An 18,429-nucleotide genomic window follows, 5' to 3' on the forward strand; every position below is an offset into this window, starting at 1 on the left:
AATCTGTAAAAGAGATTTTAATGACGTTACGTCCTGGGGAGGGCAATTACGGAGTCTAGGGCAATGGTTAGTCCTGAAGAAGTATTGAGTTTTTGGTTGGATGAGGTTGGCCCCAAGGGGTGGTACCTGCAGGATGAAGCGCTGGATGCGCGAATCCGCGATAAATTTCTGACAACATGGAAAGCCGCGTGCGAGGGTAAGTTCTCGCTCTGGTTGACCTATCCAAGCGGGTCACTTGCCTATATTGTCCTTATGGATCAGTTGCCTCGCAACATGTTCCGGGGCAACAAGCAGGCGTTCGCATCGGATCGGGCGGCACTGGCTGCAGCGAAATGCGCGGTCGACAAGGGCTGGGACCTCAAGATCGACGAGCCGGCACGGCAGTTCTTTTATCTGCCGATGATGCATTCGGAAAATCTGTGTGATCAGGAACGCTGTGTGCGCCTGATGTTCGAACGGATGTCGGAAAGTGGCGACGGCAATCTGCTGCACGCGCGGGCCCATCGAGAGGTGATCCGAAAATTCGGTCGTTTCCCGTATCGAAACGATGCGCTGGAACGCCCGACGACTGAACACGAAGCCGCATATGTCAGCAGTGGCGGCTACGGCTCGACAGTGCGTGAATTGCAGGCCGCGACCTAAGTCGCGGGCTCGCATCCTTTCAAAGTCATAAGCCGGTCGGTGATACGGTCTGCGGATGTCGTGATGGCATGATCAATCAGATCTTCCGGGTTTTCGACCAGGTTCGCCAGACGGGCCTGGGTATCTTCCAGCTTGTCTTCCACATTACCCAGGCGTTGCAGCGCTGCATTCAGTTGTTGGCGGTCAGCGGCATCAAGCTGTGTGTCCGGACTGCTGAGGGTTGCAAGATCGCTGCGCAGTGCGGTCAGTTCTCCGCGGATGCCTTGCGCCTGTTCGCGTAGCGGAGCCACAAGTTGCAGATTCTCTGCAAACCCGGATCTGATATGTTCTACCGATTGCGCGAGCTTCCAGCCAAGGAACAGGCACAGCGCCAGCAGTATCAAGGTTGCGTTCAAAAGGGCGAGCAATAAATCTTTGAGCGTTTTGGCCATGATACGCCTTTCGAAAATTGGGTTTGTTTTGAAACAGATGGTCTGCTGTCTTCAGTTCTAGCCTTTGCGGTAGTGTGGGTATAGGCTGAAATCTGCTCCATATTCGTGATCTAACCCTGCGTCATATATGTCGCGGGTTGTTATGTTGATGCGTTGCAAGAAATAGTTTAGCGGTAAACTAGTTTTGAACCGACCTGTGCCGAGAGGGAAACATGGCTGCACAATCCTATGATCTGATCGTAATCGGGGCTGGCCCCGGTGGCTATGTGGCTGCTATTCGCGCGGCGCAGCTGGGCCTGAAGACCGTCGTTGTCGAGCGCGAGCACCTGGGTGGCATCTGTTTGAACTGGGGCTGCATCCCGACCAAGGCGCTTTTGCGTTCTTCGGAAGTGTTCCACCTGATGGAGCGTGCCAAGGATTTCGGACTGAAGGCAGATAAGATCGGTTATGATCTCGACGCGGTGGTAAAGCGTTCGCGCGGAGTAGCGGCACAGCTTTCCGGCGGCATCGGTCACCTGCTCAAAAAGAACAAAGTGGCCGTTGTGATGGGAGAGGCGACGATCCCTGCCAAAGGCAAGGTCAGCGTCAAAACCGACAAAGGCACGGAAGAGCTGACAGCCAAGAATATCGTTTTGGCCACCGGCGCTCGCGCGCGGGAATTGCCCGGACTTGAGGCCGACGGAGACTTGGTTTGGACTTATAAGCACGCATTGCAACCGCCGCGTATGCCAAAGAAACTGCTTGTCATCGGCTCGGGCGCAATCGGTATTGAATTCGCCAGCTTTTATAACACGCTGGGTGCGGACACGACTGTTGTCGAAGTCATGGATCGTGTTCTGCCGGTTGAGGATGCCGAGATAAGCGCGTTTGCCAAGAAGGCCTTCACCAAGCAGGGCATGACCATCATGGAAAAGGCGATGGTCAAGCAGTTGGATCGCGCCAAAGGCAAAGTCACCGCGCATATCGAAGTGAAGGGCAAGGTTGAGAAGCATGACTTTGATACTGTGATTTCGGCCGTCGGCATTGTCGGCAATGTCGAAAACCTCGGGCTCGAAGCGCTGGGTGCCAAGATTGACCGCACCCATGTTGTGACGGATGAATTCTGTCGCACTGGAGTAGAGGGGCTTTATGCGATTGGTGACATCGCGGGCGCGCCTTGGCTTGCCCACAAAGCCAGCCACGAAGGTGTGATGGTTGCTGAGCTGATCGCCGGTAAACACGCGCATCCGGTCAAACCTGAAAGCATCGCAGGCTGTACCTATTGTCAGCCTCAGGTTGCCTCGGTTGGGTACAGCGAAGCTAAGGCCAAAGAACTTGGTTATGAGATCAAAGTCGGTCGCTTCCCGTTCATCGGCAACGGCAAGGCCATCGCACTTGGCGAACCCGAGGGCCTGATCAAGACGGTGTTTGACGCCAAGACCGGGGAATTGCTGGGTGCGCACATGATCGGTGCGGAAGTAACCGAGTTGATTCAGGGCTACGTGGTTGGCCGCCAGTTGGAGACCACAGAAGAAGACCTGATGAACACCGTTTTCCCGCATCCAACACTGTCAGAAATGATGCATGAAAGTGTGCTGGATGCCTATGGGCGTGTGATCCATATGTAAAGGACGGGGGCTCTGCCCCCATTGCGGCAAGCCGCAACTCCCCCGAGGTATTTACAGCCAGATGAAGCATGGGATCCGTACTTCATCTGGCCGAAAATACCTCGGAGCGCGAGGCAGAGCCTCGCATGTTTCCAAGTTTATTTCCGGGTCAATGCTTCCAGAATGCGCGCCCACGAACGGATGCCCTTGTGGAAACTTTTGACATCGTATTTCTCGTTCGGTGAATGGATGGCATCATCGTCATTAGCATAACCGACCAGCATCGAATCCAATCCCAATACCGTATTGAAAAACCCTACGACGGGGATTGAACCGCCCATACCGGTGAAAACGGCCTCGCGGTCCCACTCATCCGAAAGCGCGCCGCGCGCGGCTTCGAATTCGGGGCGGTCGAGATTCATGACCGAGGCAGGGGACCCTTCCAGGTCGTTGTCCCAGACGACTTTGGCATCGGGTGACAGTCGATCTTCAACATGTTTGCGGATATTGTTGCGCAATGCGTCCGGGTCCATATCGCCCACAAGGCGGCAGGTGATCTTGCAATGCGCCTCGGACGGGATCACGGTTTTGGATCCGGCGCCGTTATATCCGCCCCAGAGGCCATTCACCTCAAGTGTCGGGCGCGCCCATTGTTGTTCCAGCGTGGAGTACCCCTTTTCGCCGTGGGGTTGGGAATAGCCAACAGAGTTTAGGTATTCTGCTTCATCGAAGCCGCAATTCTGCCACTGGCGCAGTTGCTCGGCCGGAACTTCGTGTACGCCTTCGTAGAATCCGTCGACCGACACGCGGCCAGTTTCTTCGTCGTAGAATGAGGCAACGATACGCGATAGCTCTCGCAGAGGGTTCAGGCCCGGCCCGCCATAGTGGCCCGAATGCAGGTCGATGCGCGGACCAATGATGGTAAATTCATCCTTGAGCATTCCGCGTAGTTGTGAAGCAATTGACGGGACGCCCCGCGATACCATCGAGGTATCACAGACCAGAGCCAGATCGGCCTGAAGCTCGGTTTTGTTCGCTTCGAGGAACGGCACTAGTGAGGGCGATCCGGATTCCTCTTCGCCTTCGAAGAAAAACGTAATTCGGCAGGGCAGAGTGCCGTGAACCGCTTTCCATGCGCGGCAGGCTTCGACGAAGGTCATCAACTGACCTTTGTCATCGGAGGACCCGCGCCCGCGGATCACTTGCCCGTGTGCTGTGTCTTCCAGCGCCGGATCGAAGGGGTCGCGGTTCCAAAGTTCCAGCGGATCAACAGGTTGCACGTCATAATGGCCGTAGAACAGCACATGCGGGCCGTCACCGCCTTCGCCGACATGGCCGACGACCATGGGATGACCAGGTGTTTCGCGCTTTTCTGCCTTGATGCCGATGCTTTGCAGATCAGCCACCAGCCAGTCGGCGGCTTGGTTAACATTCTCTTTGAACGCCGGGTCTGTCGATATCGACGGGATTCGCAAAAAATCCATCAGGCGATCGATGGATGCGGTCAGATCGGTATCGATCCGGCTGAGTACGGCGTCAAGCGACATGGGGTTCTCCTAGAAGGTCTGGAATTTGCGCAGAGCCTAGCAGGGCAGGCGGGACCGTCCAGCCCGTTCTGCCGACATCGCAGTTGAAACGCCTGCGTCGTTTCCTCGCGTCTGGTTGCCGTAACTTTACTTGTCGTGCCGCGCCTTACCCGGTATTTGATGCAAATCAAAGTTGGGTTCACCGGTTCGGCTGTAGGCAGTCTGAACAGAGGAACGCGAAGCCATGTAAGCGCACGATTTGCTGAGTGGCGAAAAAAGTCGCTCGGGTATAATATCAACCGGGCATCCAAGGAGGGTCCGTTGGACTATACTGCTCAGCTCGATACTGCGATTGCCAGGCTGCATGACGAAGGACGTTACCGGACCTTCATAGACATCGAACGCCGCAACGGGCATTTCCCACATGCGGTGCGGACATGCCCTGACGGATCGCAGCAGAATATCACCGTCTGGTGCGGCAACGACTATCTGGGCATGGGCCAGAACCCGGTTGTGCTGGACGCGATGCACGAGGCAGTGGATGCGACCGGTGCGGGCTCGGGCGGCACGCGTAACATATCGGGCACCACCGTCTATCACAAACGGCTTGAGGCCGAGCTGGCCGACTTGCATGGCAAGGAAGAGGCGCTGTTGTTCACCAGTGCCTATATCGCCAATGACGCCACGCTGAGCACTTTGCCCAAGCTGTTTCCTGGCCTAATCATCTATTCTGATGCGTTGAACCATGCGTCGATGATCGAAGGAGTGCGGCGTAACGGGGGGGCAAAGCGTATCTTCCGTCACAACGACGTGGCCCACCTGCGTGAATTGCTGGAGGCCGACGATCCGACCGCCCCCAAGCTGATCGCCTTTGAATCGGTCTATTCGATGGATGGCGATTTTGGCCCGATTGAACAGATTTGCGATCTGGCTGATGAATTTGGTGCATTGACCTATATTGATGAGGTTCATGCGGTTGGAATGTACGGCCCACGTGGTGGTGGTGTGACTGAACGTGACCGTCTGGCCCATCGTATTGACATCATCAACGGCACGCTGGCGAAGGCTTATGGCGTCATGGGTGGTTATATCGCAGCAAGCGCCAAGATGTGTGACGCCATCCGCTCTTACGCACCGGGCTTCATCTTTACCACGTCGCTGCCGCCTGCGGTTGCGGCAGGGGCGGCCGCATCGGTCGCTTATCTCAAGCGCACACCGGAGCTGCGCGAGCAACATCAGACGCAGGCCAGTATCTTGAAGCTGCGCCTCAAAGGATTGGGTCTGCCGCTGATCGATCACGGCAGTCACATCGTGCCCGTGATTGTTGGTAACCCAGTTCATACCAAGATCCTCAGCGACCGGTTGCTGGATGATCATGGAATTTACGTACAGCCAATCAATTTCCCGACCGTGCCGCGCGGAACCGAGCGTCTGCGGTTCACTCCGTCACCAGTGCACGGACCCGACGAAATGAACCGTCTGGTACAGGCGATGGACGAACTTTGGTCACATTGTGCGCTAAATCGCGCCGAACTTGCCGGATAACCTCACGCCAAAGTGTGCAACGAGTTTGCTGCGTGTTAAGCTTAGGCTAACAAAAGCAACGCACGAATCGTTATAGGAGCGATTCGGCGTTGGCGCGTAACACGCGACAGGCAAAGATGGGGCAGCAGGGATGATTGGGCGCAGATCACAGCGCGATTCCGAAGAAGGTATGGACGTCAGGCCGAAGGGTTTTGACGACTACGAGGTACGGCTCGGCGATGTCATGCGTGGTGAACGCGCGACGATGGGCAAATCTCTTCTGGACGTACAGCGCGAACTGCGGATCAAAGCCAACTACATCGCCGCCATCGAAAATGCTGATCCCGATGCATTTGACACACCCGGCTTCATCGCCGGGTATGTGCGTTCTTATGCCCGATATTTGGGTATGAACCCGGATGAAACTTTCTCGAACTTCTGCCAGGAAAGTGGCTTTGAGGTCGCGCATGGCATGTCGGCCGAGGCGTCCGTGGTCAAGAAAACTCAGGGCGGTCTGCCTTCGCGCGGACCGATGGGGCGTGATCCGTTTGTCTCGCCCAGCACGCCCTATATTCCGGGCCGCGAATCCGTCGTTAGCCAGATCGAACCACGTGCAATCGGATCAACTCTGGTCCTGTTGGCCGTCATCGGTGGTATTGGCTATGGTGGCTGGTCGGTTCTGAACCGTATCCAGCAGGTTCAGGTCAGCCCGGTCGAGCAGGCGCCAATCGTGCTTACCGATCTTGATCCGCTGGATGCCGCGCAGGCACGGCCCGAAGGGATTGAAGTGGCTGGCGCCAAGGCACCGAGTTCTGAGGCGCTGGATCGTCTGTATCGTCCACAGGCGCTGGATGTACCGGTCCTGGTCGCGCGCGATGCGCCGATCTCAACCCTTGATCCGCGCAATGTCGGAACATTCCGCGCGCCTGAGCCCCCGCAGATTCATGTGACCGAGGTTCATACGGTCGAACGCCCTACATTGCCTCAGGTGGTTGAAAAACTTAATGCAACGCTGAAAATCGTCGCCGTGAACCCGTCGTGGATGCGGGTCACTGCAGCTGATGGCAGTGTGATCTTCGAAGGTACACTGGGCACTGTCGAACAAGGCAGCACGTTTGAAGTTCCGTTAACCGAAGAACCGCCGCAATTGCGGGCTGGTGCCTCGGGTTCGGTCTATTTCTCGATGAATGGTAAGCACTTTGGACCGGTCGGCGCGCCCGGTACGGTAACCAAAGGTGTCGTTCTGTCCAAAGATGCCGTCGCCGAAAGCTTTGCGGTGGCTGATCTTGAGGCTGAACAGAACAGTGCACTCAAGCAATTGGTCGCAGAGCTGCAGACCACGATAGCAGAAGCGCCGACTGAGTGATCTAGCCATTGCTCCTCATGGGTTGGCGAACTATCTAAGGGTCAACTCTGGCTGATCTGGACCGATCCTCATGTCCCTCAATCACGTACGTCCCTGGCGCGACATCTATCGCCGCAAATCTCGCCAGATCATGGTGGGCAATGTGCCCGTCGGTGGAGATGCGCCGATTGCAGTACAGACCATGACCAATACGCTGACCACCGATGTGGCAGCGACTGTTGCACAGATTCAGGCGGCGGCAGAAGCCGGAGCGGATATTGTACGGGTATCTGTCCCGGATGAACCCTCGGCAAAAGCGCTGAAAGAAATTGTGCGCGAAAGTCCGGTTCCGATCGTGGCCGATATCCATTTCCACTACAAACGCGGTATCGAAGCCGCTGAGGCGGGCGCCGCATGCTTGCGGATCAATCCCGGCAATATCGGGGATGAAAAGCGGGTGAAAGAGGTCATTAAGGCCGCGCGTGATCACAATTGCTCAATCCGGATCGGTGTGAACGCGGGTAGTCTGGAAAAGCACCTGCTTGAAAAATACGCCGAACCATGCCCCGAGGCGATGGTCGAAAGCGGATTGGAACATATCCGTATTCTTGAAGACAACGATTTTCACAACTTCAAGATCAGCGTGAAGGCCAGCGATGTGTTCCTGTCGGCTGCGGCTTATCAGGGGATCGCTGAGGCCACCGATGCTCCGATCCATCTGGGCATCACTGAGGCCGGCGGACTGGTTAGCGGCACGATCAAATCCGCCATCGGCCTGGGCAACTTGCTGTGGATGGGTATCGGCGACACAATCCGTGTCAGCTTGTCTGCGGATCCGGTCGAAGAGGTTAAAGTCGGTTTTGAAATCCTCAAATCTCTGGGTCTGCGCCATCGCGGTGTGAACATCATCTCGTGCCCATCCTGCGCGCGGCAAGGTTTTGACGTGATTAAAACCGTCGAGTCGCTGGAACATCGACTGGAGCACATCAAAACCCCGATGAGCCTGTCGATCATCGGTTGCGTGGTAAACGGACCGGGTGAGGCGCTGATGACTGATGTCGGCTTTACGGGTGGCGGCGCCGGAAGTGGTATGGTCTATCTTGCAGGCAAGGCCAGCCACAAAATGTCGAATGACCAGATGATCGACCACATCGTAGAAGAGGTTGAAAAGAAAGCCGCTGAGATTGATGCGGCTCAGGAAGCTGCTGAGTAGCAGGCGCTATACAGCGGGCATCTGCTGTGTGGCACAGTGGATGCCGCCGCCCAACTCGCCCAGAATATCGACATTCATCGCAATGATCTCGCGGCTCGGGTAGTGGCGGGCGAGGGCGCGCTGCGCGATCTCGTCTGTTTTGAGGTCACCGAACTGGGACATCACGATGGCGCCGTTACAAACATAGTAGTTTGCATAAGAGGCCACGAATTCCGGATGGTTGATTCGGCGTATGTTGGGCTCGGGGATAACCTCAACCTGTAACCCCTCGGCAATGAGGCGGTCATGAGTGTCAAGCGCGGCCAGGTGAAACGGGTCATCCATGTCCGGATCGTCTGGTAAGTTGATCAGTACACGCCCGGGTCCGGTAAAGCGTGCCAGACTGTCGATATGGTAATCGGTGATATCCTCACCCCAGACACCATCGGACCAGATCAAGCGCTTGGCGCCATAGGCAGCAAGCAGTCGGGCTTCGACCTCATCACGCGACAGGCCGGGATTGCGGTTAGTGTTAACCCAAGAGCTTTCGTGCGCCATGATTAACCCGTGGCCGTCCTGCTCGGCACCTCCAGCTTCGCCCTTCAGCTCGGTTGGGATCAGGCGAAGCCCGAGTCGCCCGGCAATCCTGCTGGCGATCTGCGCATCCTGTTCATGGGCTTGTTTCCGGCCCCAGCCATTGAACTGAATCTGACTGAGCGCGATCCCTCCATGATTGTCGATCGCAAAGATGGGGCCCGAGTCTCGACACCACAAATCTTCGGTTGGAATATCCCAAAGCTCGACCGCTGCGGATAATTTTTGGCGTGCAGTCGGATGGTGCTCTGCCGCAGCAAGCACTGCCACAGGTTCAAAGTCGGATATTGCGTTGGCAATATCCGCGATGGTCTGTTGCACCATGTTCAGAAAAATCGGGTCGCGGTACACTTTGCGACTGACTGGCCACTGCATGAACGTGCGTTCGTGGCGCGTTTCTTCCGCCGGGACGAAAAAACCCGGCGTGCGCTTTGCCATGGATTGGTCAGACAAGCCCATTAGACCCAGCGCACCTCCGGCAAGTAAAAGGCTCCGCCGATTCATCTGAGAGCCCTTCCACAATCCCTTAGCCCTGCTCAGCCCGAACGCCATTTGCGATCTGCAGCATCTGGTCAGCGGGCAGGAAGCCGCGCAGCATCTCGGTGCCTAGAACAAACGAAGGCGTACCGGAAATCCGCAGTTTTTGTGCCAACTCGCGAGACTTGTTGATCTCTTCGGAAACTTCGTCACTGTCCATGGCCGCGACAATCGCGTCGCTGTCCAGTCCCAACCCATCCGAGATACGGCGCAGGGTGACCTCGGAAGGTTCACCGCTGAATTCCAGCAAGGCATCATGCACCTGCTTATAGGCATCATCCCCGGCGACCTGTTTGGTCGCGACAGCAAAGCGCGAGGATATGACCGAGGCGTCACCCAAAATCGGGAGCTCTTTGATCACCAGCCGGATGTTGCCATCGCTCTCTAACAGCGTGGCTACCTCGGGCACCGCGCGGCGGCAATAGCCGCAGCGATAGTCCATGAACTCGACAAGAGTGATGTCGCCATCCGGGTTGCCACCCACCCAGCTGTAGCCGTCATTAAACAGGTCGTCCGCATTGGCAGCGACGAGTTCTTTGTCAGCATCGGCTTCGGCGGCGGCGTTGCGCTCTTCCAGGATGTTGATCGCCTCAATGATGACTTCGGGATTTTCCAGCAGGTATTCGCGCACCTGTGTGCCAAACTCGGCTTTCTCGGCGTCGCTCATGGCGTTCAGATCAAGCGCCTGTGCCGGGCCGGAAATCAGGGAAAGACCCAATAGGGCCGGTGCAGCATGTCTCAGGATCATTTCCGTTTCCTCTTTTTCTTCTTCTTTTCGCGCTCCGACGCAATCAGCACATCCTGTGCCCGTTGCCAACCCGGAGAACCTTCGGGCAGTTGTGCAACAGCCCGTTTAGCATGTATGCCCGCATCCACAAGGCGCCCCTGTAGCGCAAATCGTTCTGCAGTCACAGTGGACGCCATCCCGTTGTTTCCCACCTTTGAATAAGCAGAGCCGAGATCACGCATGAGCCTGGGATTTCGATAATCCCGGGCCCGTGCCTTTTCAAGCACTTGCAAGGCTTGCTTCGTCCGCCCGTTGGCCAGCAGGGCGCGCCCGTATCCGGCGAGTATCAGAGCATTGTTGGGGGCCATTTCAACCGCTGTAGCGTAGGCATCCACAGCTTCACCCACGCGCCGGTTCTCCAGCAGGATCTGACCTTTCAGTTCGTAGAAAAACGGATCGTCGGGTCGAATCTTCAGCGCACCGTCGATTGCGGCACGGGCGCGGGACAGGTCACGGTTCTGGTGATGGGCCGCGGCTTCACGCATCAGGCGGATGTCACGATCCTTCTCTTCAGCGGACCGGCGCATTGTCCAGGTTGGGGATCGCAGAAAGGCAGACAATTTGCCTTTGACCCGCGCGAACCAGTAGTCGGCATTTGCGTTTTGCTCAGCCTTGTCGCCGAACTCATCCAGAAACGACTCGGCGGCGCGCAGACGCTCGCGGCTGGTCGGATGTGAGCGCATGTAGGGGTCCTGATTGACCGGGTTCAGCAATTCTTGCCCAGCAAACTTGCGATGCAGGTTGACCATCCCGCGTGGAGAAATCCCGGCCCAACGCAAATAGCTGGCGGCGCTGCGATCGGCCGAGGCCTCTTCGGCACGTGTATGGCCCAGAAAGCTGCGCAGTGCCGAGGCCTGCGTCCCTGCCGCAATACCAGCGGCAGCCTCGCCGCCACCAGCAGCGGCAGTAGCGAGCGCCAGAAGAGTTCCAAGCTGTGCGTTGCGCTGCGCCGCCCGCAGGTTTTCGGAACGGCGGGCCAGATGACCATTGGCGATATGCGCAGCCTCGTGGGCGATCACGGCCTGCAGCATCTCTGGCGTATCAACGGTCAGGATCAGGCCATAGTTCACATAGATGGTGTTGTAGTCGATGACGAACGCGTTGAATGTACCGTCGTTGACAATCATAATCCGGACGCGATTGGTGTTCAGGCCAGCGGCCCGCAGGATCGGAAAGGCAAGCTCTTGCAGGCCGTGTTCAATGTCAGGATCACGGATCAGGCTTTGTGCGCTGGCCTGCATCGCGCTGACCAACCATGTCACTGCCAGCAGCAACACGGCCGGGATTGACGCCAGCCGGGATAAGCGTTCAAAAGCCATGGCTGCAACATGGGAGATGGCCATGAGAAACTCAACCCGTTCCGGGGTCGATCCCTTCATCGTGATGGACGTGATGGAGGCCGCGCGCAAGGCCGAGGAGGCCGGGCGGCATATCGTTCATATGGAGGTTGGCCAACCGGGGACCGGTGCGCCCAAAGGAGCGACCGAGGCCCTTGCGAAGGCCATGGAACAGGGGCCTTTGGGGTATACGGTGGCGTTGGGCCTACCCGCGCTTCGGCAACGGATCGCGCAGATGTATGGTGAGTGGTACGACGTTGATCTAAATCCTGAACGGGTGGTGATCACTCCGGGATCATCTGGTGGATTTCTGCTGGCTTTTACGGCTTTGTTCGATAGCGGCGATCGGGTGGGGATCGGTGCGCCGGGTTATCCGTCTTATCGGCAAATTCTCAAAGCTCTGGGATTGGTGCCGGTCGACCTGCCCACCGCGCCGGAAAACCGGTTGCAACCGGTGCCTGTCGATTTTGCGGGGCTTGATTTGCAGGGATTGATGGTCGCCTCACCCGCCAACCCCACAGGAACGATGCTGGATCATGACGCGATGCAGACATTGATCGAGGCTGCACACGGGCAGGGCGCATCGTTCATCAGTGACGAGATTTATCACGGGCTGGAATACGAAGCCAAAGCCGTCACCGCGCTGGAACTGACGGATGAGTGCTATGTGATCAATTCGTTTTCCAAGTATTTCTCGATGACGGGCTGGCGGGTTGGCTGGATGGTCGTGCCTGAAGATCAAGCGCGCGTGGTTGAGCGTATTGCCCAGAACATGTTCATCTGCGCCCCTCATGCAAGCCAGGTGGCGGCATTGGCCGCGATGGATTGCGAGGAAGAACTTCAGGCCAATCTGGATGTCTATCGTCGCAATCGTCTTCTGATGCTCGAAGGCTTACCCAAAGCTGGGTTCACCAAAATTGCACCGCCAGATGGGGCGTTTTACGTCTACGCGGATGTCTCGGAATTGACCGATGACAGCCGGTCCTTTGCGGCCGAGATACTCGACAACGCCAGAGTTGCAGTGACTCCGGGGTTGGATTTTGATCCGGTGCGTGGGCACACGACGCTGCGGTTTTCCTATGCGCGCTCGACCGAAGACATTCAGGACGGGCTGGATCGGTTGCGGCGCTTCATGGCCGAACGGGGTGTGATCTCGGAAACGGTCTAAAGCGTTCACAAAGGCAGGGGATTGCTATAGGGTCTGCCACAAACGATCTCGGGATAACTTGAGGCCATGAGCAGGATTTTCTACGCACTCGCCCTGATCTGGGCGCTGACCGGTGCTGCTGTCGCGCAGGACTTCAGCGCGCTTGCGCGTGCTCTTCCAGACCAAAGCCGCATCGTTGATGAGGGCAACACCGGGGTACGGGTCGAACTTGGTCTTAGCCAGGGCGTACCATACCGCGTTTTTACACTGCGCGATCCCTACCGCATGGTACTGGATTTTCAAGAGGTCGACTGGTCAGGTCTGAAGCGCGAGGCTTTCCTGCAAAGCAGTCGTATCAGCGGTGTCCAGTTTGGGGCCTATGTTCCCGGCTGGTCGCGTTTGGTGCTAGAGCTTGGTGCTCCGTTGGCGGTGGAAACCGCCGATCTGCGGGTTGATCAGGCGACGGGCGCCGCGCATTTGTCCTTGCACCTGAAAGGGATCGATTTTGACAGTTTCGCGGCCAGTGCGGGCGCACCCCGCCAGCCGGGATGGGACCTGCCGGAACCTGCAGTGACACTGGCGGTGCCTCGACGCGCAGGTGAACATGCTTTGCGTGTCATGCTGGATCCAGGTCACGGAGGCATTGATCCAGGCGCTGAAGTCGCTGATGCAAATGAAAAAACCCTGATGTTGACTTTCGCCCGCGAACTGCGCGAGGCGCTGTTGCGTAGCGGTGATTTCGAAGTGGTTATGACCCGTGTTGACGATCAGTTCGTATCACTGGAACGGCGCATCGCATTGGCGCATCGGGCCGGGGCAGACGTGTTCATTTCGTTGCACGCGGATTCGTTGTCCGAAGGGTTGGCGCATGGGGCGGTGGTCTACACGCTGTCGGATGAGGCGTCGGACGTAGCCAGCCAGAAATTGGCCGAACGGCATGACCGGGGTGATTTGATTGCGGGCATTGATCTGAGTGGTGCAGATGATCAGGTGGCCGATGTGTTGCTGGATTTGGCTCGGCAAGAGACCAAACCACGCAGCAACGCGATGGCGCGCTCGTTGGTCGATGGCATGTCGCAGCAGGGCGGCCCAATGAATCGTCGCCCGCTGCGTTCTGCATCGTTTTCGGTGTTGAAGGCCGCTGATATTCCATCGGTTTTGGTTGAGCTGGGATTTTTGTCCAGCCCACGCGATTTCAAGAACATCTCTGATCCGGAGTGGCGGGCATCCATGGCCCGCGGTCTCGTGCAGGGGCTTGAGAACTGGCGTCAGGACGATCTGGTAAAGCGCTCCCTGATCGGGCAATAACGCTGCGGCGCAAAATAGCCATTGTAGCCTTTCGTGTTTTGACCCTGCGGGGGGGCGACACTATATAGGCTTCACCGCGAGTAAAAGGCAGTAACGTGATCCGGTTCATTCTTTCGTTTTTCGGGGCAATCTTCAGCCTCGTAACCTTGGGTATTTTCATGGCGGCGCTGGTGATCGGCGCGGTGTTTTGGATGTATGGGCGCGACCTGCCCAGCCACGAGTCACTGGCGCAATACAAGCCGCCGACGATCAGCCGGATATACTCGGGTGAAGGTCAGCTGATTGATGAATTCGCGCAGGAACGCCGCCTGTTCACCCCGTCCGAGGAAATCCCCGATCTGGTGAAACAGGCGTTTATTTCGGCGGAAGACAAGAATTTCTACACCCACCAGGGCTATGACCCGCGCGGGATCATCGCGGCAGGGGTCGAGGCGGTGCGTTCGAAGGGCGAAACTGTCCGTGGTGCATCGACGATCACACAGCAGGTGATGAAAAACTTCTTGCTGTCAGGCGACCGCCGGGCTGAGCGCAAGATCAAGGAGATCATCCTCGCCACCCGGCTCGAGGATACGCTCGACAAGGAACAGATCCTCGAACTTTATATGAACGAGATCTTTCTGGGCCAGAACTCCTATGGGGTGACTGCTGCGGCGCAGACCTATTTCAACAAGACGCTGCAAGAACTGGCCCCGCATGAGGCTGCGATGCTGGCAGCAATGCCCAAGGCACCATCGGATTATCATCCGGTCCGGCAGAAAGAACGCCTGTTGAATCGCCGCAACTATGTGCTGCGTGAAATGCAGCAGAACGGCTATATCGATAAGGAGGCCTATGAGGTCGAGGTTGAGATGCCTCTGCGCTCGGTCCAGAATGGCGATTTTGAAAGCTTCCGCACAGCGCTGCCGCCGCGTGATTACTTCACTGACGAAATCCGCCGCCAGCTAAGTGAAGACTTCGGTGAGGGTGAATTCTTTACCGGTGGATTCACCGTGCGCGCCTCGGTGGACGAACAGATGCAGGTCGAAGCCGCCAAGGCCCTGCGCACGGCTTTGCAGAAATACGACCGCTCGCGCGGGAAATGGCGGGGCACCGGTGAAGTGATCCCCGAAGAGAAACTGGCGGATGAGGCGCAATGGCGCGAGGCGTTGGCGATCATGGAAATCCCACGGGACGTGGTGTTGCCGACGCAATGGCATCCCGCTGTCGTACTGAACGTGGTCGAGCAATCCCTGACCGTTGGCATCGAGGACGGTCCTGCAGACGGTGTAATCCCTCGCGAGGACATTAAGTGGATGCAGGGTGATTTCGCAGCCAATTTCAAACGCGGTGATGTTATTCTTGTGATGGCCGGGGAAGAGGGCCAGTGGTCCGCCCGTCAGGTGCCCGAAGTACAGGGCGGCTTTGTCGCAATGGACGTGAATTCGGGCCGTGTTCTGGCGATGCAGGGTGGCTTCTCATACCAGGACACGGTGTTCAACCGCGCCACTCAGGCGCAGCGCCAGCCTGGCTCTAGCTTCAAGCCGTTTGTTTATGCTGCGGCTCTGGACAGCGGATACAGCCCCGCCACCATTGTTGTGGATGCGCCGATCGAAGTGAATACTCCTCAGGGCCTATGGCGCCCCAAGAACTCGACCAACAAGTTCTATGGCCCAACGCCTTTGCGTACCGGGATCGAACAATCGCGGAACCTGATGACCATCCGCTTGGCGCAGGAAATCACCATGCCCGTCGTTGCAGGCTATGCCGAGCGGTTTGGCGTCTACGACCGGATGGGTGCATTCCTTGCAAACTCACTGGGGTCCGAAGAGACCACGCTTTACAAGATGGTTGCTGCCTATGCGATGTTTGCCAATGGCGGCGAACGGGTGGAACCCACCCTTGTTGATCGTATTCAGGATCGGTTCGGCAAGACGATCTATCGTCATGACGACCGCCAATGCCTGGATTGTAGTTCCAGCTGGCTTGAACCGGACGAAGCCCCGCAGATTGTCACCGACCGCAGTCAGGTTATGGATGCGATCACTGCCTATCAGCTGACGTCGATGATGAAAGGCGTGGTGGATCGCGGAACGGCTTCGAGAGTTGTCAATCTGCCGGTGCCCACCGCGGGCAAGACCGGCACGACCAACGAGTCCAAGGATGCCTGGTTTATCGGTTTCACGTCGAACATTGTCGCCGGTTGCTACATCGGCTATGACCGCCCGCGCCCGATGGGGCGGGGGGCTTATGGTGGCACCTTGTGCGGCCCGGTCTTCCAGGGCTTCATGGAAAAAGCGGTCGAGAAATACGGCGGTGGCCCATTCGAGGTTCCCCCCGGTGGACACTTCATCAAGATTGACCGGTTCAGTGGCGCGCGCTTGCCCGAGGATGCCAGCGGCGACTATGTCGTGGCCGAGTACTTCCGCGACGGCGTGGATGGTTTCATCGACCGCGTTTACGACGGTGGTTTTGCGATGGGTTCGGATCTGCCGCTGTTTGAGGAAGCCAGCTCGGGCCGTCAGGTGACCACCTCGACCGGTGACACGATCACGGTTGGCCCTAATGCCAGTCAGGGTGACCTGCAGGGTGGCGGGCTTTACTAACCGCCCAAGTTTCCCGGTTTAGTCGTCTTGTGGTGGCCTGCACCTCTTGCTATCACGCAAGCCTGATTGAGCAAGTTGGGACCTGACCATGCGCGCCGAAACCCAGAATATCGTGGCGGAAATCGAAAAGTCGCTGGAGCTGCTGGCGCAGCGCATGGACTATGAAACCGCACCGCACCGGTTGGAGGAATTCAACGCGCGTGTCGAAGACCCGAACCTGTGGGACAATCCCGAGAACGCGCAGAAACTGATGCGCGAGCGTCAGATGCTGGTCGATGCAATCGAAACCTACGAATCCATCAAAACCGATCTCAGCGACAATATCGAACTGATCGAGCTGGGTGAGATGGAAGAGGACGAAGAGGTCGTCACTGACGCCGAAGGCGCGATCAAAAAGCTGCAGTCGAAAGCGGCCAAGAAAGAGCTTGAGGCGCTGCTGGATGGTGAGGCGGACGGCAACGATACCTTCCTTGAGATAAATTCGGGCGCTGGCGGCACGGAAAGCTGTGACTGGGCTTCGATGTTGGCCCGTATGTATGTCCGCTGGGCTGAGAAAAAGGGTTATACTGTCGAGCTGCAATCCGAGACGTCAGGCGAAGAGGCCGGGATCAAATCCGCTGCCTACAAGATTTCCGGTCACAACGCTTATGGCTGGCTGAAATCCGAAAGTGGCGTGCATCGGTTGGTGCGGATTTCGCCCTTCGACTCGGCGGCCAAGCGGCATACGTCGTTCAGCTCGGTCTGGGTTTATCCGGTAGTAGACGACAACATCGAGATTGAGGTCAATCCGGCCGATATTCGTGTGGATACCTATCGTTCTTCGGGTGCGGGTGGTCAGCACGTGAACACCACAGACTCGGCGGTTCGGATCACGCATATTCCAACCGGCATCGTCGTGACCAGTTCCGAGAAGTCGCAGCATCAGAACCGCGACATCGCCATGAAAGCGCTGAAATCGCGGCTGTATCAACAAGAGCTTGATCGCAGAAACGCCGAGATCAATGCCGCGCATGAGGCCAAAGGAGATGCGGGCTGGGGCAACCAGATCCGATCTTACGTGTTGCAGCCCTATCAGATGGTCAAGGACCTGCGGACCAATCACGAGACATCGGACACCAAAGGCGTGCTGGACGGTGATCTTGATGGGTTCATGGGGGCGACACTGGCCTTGAACGTCTCAGGCAAAAGCCGTTCCGAGGCGCAGGGCGAAGACTAATTGCGGCAGCACCTGACCTCTGCGGCGAACCTGATCAAAGGTCATTGGCAACTGATCGTCATGGTCGCGTTGGTGTTTGTGTTCTGGAACTCACCAGTTGTTTTGCCCTTAAAAATTCTGACTGTGTTCCTGCACGAGCTGTCACACGCGCTGGCCGTAGTCCTGACTGGTGGCTCGGTCGAAAGCTTCTCGGTTTCTCCACAACAGGGTGGTCTGGTGATCGGACGAGGCGGCAATCGGTTTATCAGCCTGTCCGCCGGATATCTGGGGTCGCTATTGCTTGGCATGGGCCTGCTGGCGATCGCATTGCGCACAAATACGGACCGGGTTGCGCTCGGCCTATTTGGCGGCGTCATGCTGGTGGTGACGATGCTCTATATCCGTGATCCGTTTGCCATTGTTTTCTGTGCTGGCAGCGGAGCGGTGATGCTGGCCATCGCCTGGTACCTTAGTCGCAACCTATGTGACCAGATTCTGCGGGTCATCGGCCTGACCAGCATGATCTACGTTCCGTTCGACATTTTCGACGATACGATCCGGCGTTCAGGCTTGCGGTCAGATGCCTACATGTTGGCCGAAGAGTTCGGAGGAACAACCATGTTGTGGGGCGGGCTGTGGCTGGTACTGAGCATTGTCATGATCTTTTCTGCCTGAAAAACATGCTGGGCCGCGACA

15 protein-coding genes are annotated in these 18,429 nt (G+C 57.3%); 10 read left to right on the forward strand and 5 right to left on the reverse strand.

Annotated features, from left to right (window positions below; translation table 11 throughout):
- Positions 1-63: 63 nt before the first annotated feature.
- Positions 64-642: a DUF924 family protein gene (locus tag BLU89_RS02160; RefSeq protein ID WP_074734093.1), complete on the forward strand. Its 579-nt coding sequence runs from the start codon at positions 64-66 to the stop codon at positions 640-642.
- Here the strand turns inward: BLU89_RS02160 and BLU89_RS02165 are convergent.
- Positions 639-1,073, reverse strand: coding sequence for a hypothetical protein (locus tag BLU89_RS02165; protein WP_074734095.1), 435 nt, complete (start codon positions 1,071-1,073; stop codon positions 639-641). The genes BLU89_RS02160 and BLU89_RS02165 overlap by 4 nt on opposite strands.
- A gap of 212 nt (positions 1,074-1,285) precedes the next feature.
- Between BLU89_RS02165 and lpdA the strand changes: the two genes are divergently transcribed.
- Positions 1,286-2,680 carry a dihydrolipoyl dehydrogenase gene (gene lpdA, locus BLU89_RS02170; protein WP_074734097.1) on the forward strand — a complete coding sequence of 465 codons (1,395 nt, stop codon included), beginning with the start codon at positions 1,286-1,288 and terminating at the stop codon, positions 2,678-2,680.
- 137 nt (positions 2,681-2,817) lie between these two features.
- Here the strand turns inward: lpdA and BLU89_RS02175 are convergent, their stop codons facing one another.
- Entirely contained in the window at positions 2,818-4,206 is a 1,389-nt protein-coding gene (locus BLU89_RS02175) for a dipeptidase (protein ID WP_074734098.1), read from the reverse strand.
- Between the two features lie 300 nt (positions 4,207-4,506).
- Between BLU89_RS02175 and hemA the strand changes: the two genes are divergently transcribed.
- The 3 genes from hemA to ispG all read left to right on the forward strand — a co-directional run bounded on the left by hemA (position 4,507) and on the right by ispG (position 8,267).
- Positions 4,507-5,730 (forward strand): 5-aminolevulinate synthase, encoded by a 1,224-nt coding sequence (hemA, locus tag BLU89_RS02180; RefSeq protein ID WP_074736311.1) that lies wholly within the window; start codon positions 4,507-4,509, stop codon positions 5,728-5,730.
- A gap of 130 nt (positions 5,731-5,860) precedes the next feature.
- Positions 5,861-7,075 carry a helix-turn-helix domain-containing protein gene (locus tag BLU89_RS02185; RefSeq protein ID WP_074734100.1) on the forward strand — a complete coding sequence of 405 codons (1,215 nt, stop codon included), beginning with the start codon at positions 5,861-5,863 and terminating at the stop codon, positions 7,073-7,075.
- Positions 7,076-7,145: 70 nt separating this feature from the next.
- Positions 7,146-8,267 carry a flavodoxin-dependent (E)-4-hydroxy-3-methylbut-2-enyl-diphosphate synthase gene (ispG, locus tag BLU89_RS02190; RefSeq protein WP_074734102.1) on the forward strand — a complete coding sequence of 374 codons (1,122 nt, stop codon included), beginning with the start codon at positions 7,146-7,148 and terminating at the stop codon, positions 8,265-8,267.
- Positions 8,268-8,273: 6 nt separating this feature from the next.
- On the opposite strand, the gene BLU89_RS02195 is transcribed toward ispG, so the two are convergent.
- Genes BLU89_RS02195 through BLU89_RS02205 form a run of 3 tightly spaced genes read right to left on the reverse strand, consistent with a single transcriptional unit; the run spans position 8,274 to position 11,507 of the window.
- Positions 8,274-9,344, reverse strand: a complete 1,071-nt coding sequence (locus BLU89_RS02195) for an agmatine deiminase family protein (protein ID WP_074734104.1) — start codon at positions 9,342-9,344, stop codon at positions 8,274-8,276.
- Positions 9,345-9,366: 22 nt separating this feature from the next.
- Entirely contained in the window at positions 9,367-10,125 is a 759-nt protein-coding gene (locus BLU89_RS02200) for a DsbA family protein (RefSeq protein WP_074734106.1), read from the reverse strand.
- Positions 10,122-11,507, reverse strand: coding sequence for a M48 family metalloprotease (locus BLU89_RS02205; RefSeq protein WP_074734108.1), 1,386 nt, complete (start codon positions 11,505-11,507; stop codon positions 10,122-10,124). Before BLU89_RS02205 ends, BLU89_RS02200 begins: the two co-directional genes overlap by 4 nt.
- Between BLU89_RS02205 and BLU89_RS02210 the strand changes: the two genes are divergently transcribed.
- The 5 genes from BLU89_RS02210 (at position 11,506) to BLU89_RS02230 (ending at position 18,408) form a co-directional block, all read left to right on the forward strand.
- Positions 11,506-12,669, forward strand: a complete 1,164-nt coding sequence (locus BLU89_RS02210; protein WP_074734109.1) for a pyridoxal phosphate-dependent aminotransferase — start codon at positions 11,506-11,508, stop codon at positions 12,667-12,669. The two genes, BLU89_RS02205 and BLU89_RS02210, sit on opposite strands and share 2 nt — an antisense overlap.
- 66 nt (positions 12,670-12,735) lie before the next feature.
- Entirely contained in the window at positions 12,736-13,956 is a 1,221-nt protein-coding gene (locus tag BLU89_RS02215; protein WP_074734111.1) for an N-acetylmuramoyl-L-alanine amidase, read from the forward strand.
- A gap of 95 nt (positions 13,957-14,051) precedes the next feature.
- Positions 14,052-16,538, forward strand: a complete 2,487-nt coding sequence (locus BLU89_RS02220) for a penicillin-binding protein 1A (protein WP_074734113.1) — start codon at positions 14,052-14,054, stop codon at positions 16,536-16,538.
- An 88-nt stretch (positions 16,539-16,626) separates the two neighbouring features.
- Entirely contained in the window at positions 16,627-17,754 is a 1,128-nt protein-coding gene (gene prfB, locus BLU89_RS02225) for a peptide chain release factor 2 (RefSeq protein ID WP_074734115.1), read from the forward strand.
- Positions 17,755-18,408: a M50 family metallopeptidase gene (locus tag BLU89_RS02230; protein ID WP_245709642.1), complete on the forward strand. Its 654-nt coding sequence runs from the start codon at positions 17,755-17,757 to the stop codon at positions 18,406-18,408.
- Positions 18,409-18,429 lie beyond the last annotated feature (21 nt).

It is taken from the genome of Ruegeria halocynthiae (assembly GCF_900106805.1).
In the GTDB taxonomy this organism is placed as follows: Bacteria; Pseudomonadota; Alphaproteobacteria; order Rhodobacterales; family Rhodobacteraceae; genus Ruegeria; species Ruegeria halocynthiae.

Excerpts from the sequence above, each read along its gene's own strand:
- BLU89_RS02160 (WP_074734093.1), top strand. The coding sequence starts at position 64 with ATGGTTAGTCCTGAAGAAGTATTGAGTTTTTGGTTGGATGAGGTTGGC.
- BLU89_RS02165 (WP_074734095.1), bottom strand. The coding sequence starts at position 1,073 with ATGGCCAAAACGCTCAAAGATTTATTGCTCGCCCTTTTGAACGCAACC.
- lpdA (WP_074734097.1), top strand. The coding sequence starts at position 1,286 with ATGGCTGCACAATCCTATGATCTGATCGTAATCGGGGCTGGCCCCGGT.
- BLU89_RS02175 (WP_074734098.1), bottom strand. The coding sequence starts at position 4,206 with ATGTCGCTTGACGCCGTACTCAGCCGGATCGATACCGATCTGACCGCA.
- BLU89_RS02185 (WP_074734100.1), top strand. The coding sequence starts at position 5,861 with ATGATTGGGCGCAGATCACAGCGCGATTCCGAAGAAGGTATGGACGTC.
- ispG (WP_074734102.1), top strand. The coding sequence starts at position 7,146 with ATGTCCCTCAATCACGTACGTCCCTGGCGCGACATCTATCGCCGCAAA.
- BLU89_RS02195 (WP_074734104.1), bottom strand. The coding sequence starts at position 9,344 with ATGAATCGGCGGAGCCTTTTACTTGCCGGAGGTGCGCTGGGTCTAATG.
- BLU89_RS02200 (WP_074734106.1), bottom strand. The coding sequence starts at position 10,125 with ATGATCCTGAGACATGCTGCACCGGCCCTATTGGGTCTTTCCCTGATT.
- BLU89_RS02210 (WP_074734109.1), top strand. The coding sequence starts at position 11,506 with ATGAGAAACTCAACCCGTTCCGGGGTCGATCCCTTCATCGTGATGGAC.
- BLU89_RS02205 (WP_074734108.1), bottom strand. The coding sequence starts at position 11,507 with ATGGCCATCTCCCATGTTGCAGCCATGGCTTTTGAACGCTTATCCCGG.
- BLU89_RS02215 (WP_074734111.1), top strand. The coding sequence starts at position 12,736 with ATGAGCAGGATTTTCTACGCACTCGCCCTGATCTGGGCGCTGACCGGT.
- prfB (WP_074734115.1), top strand. The coding sequence starts at position 16,627 with ATGCGCGCCGAAACCCAGAATATCGTGGCGGAAATCGAAAAGTCGCTG.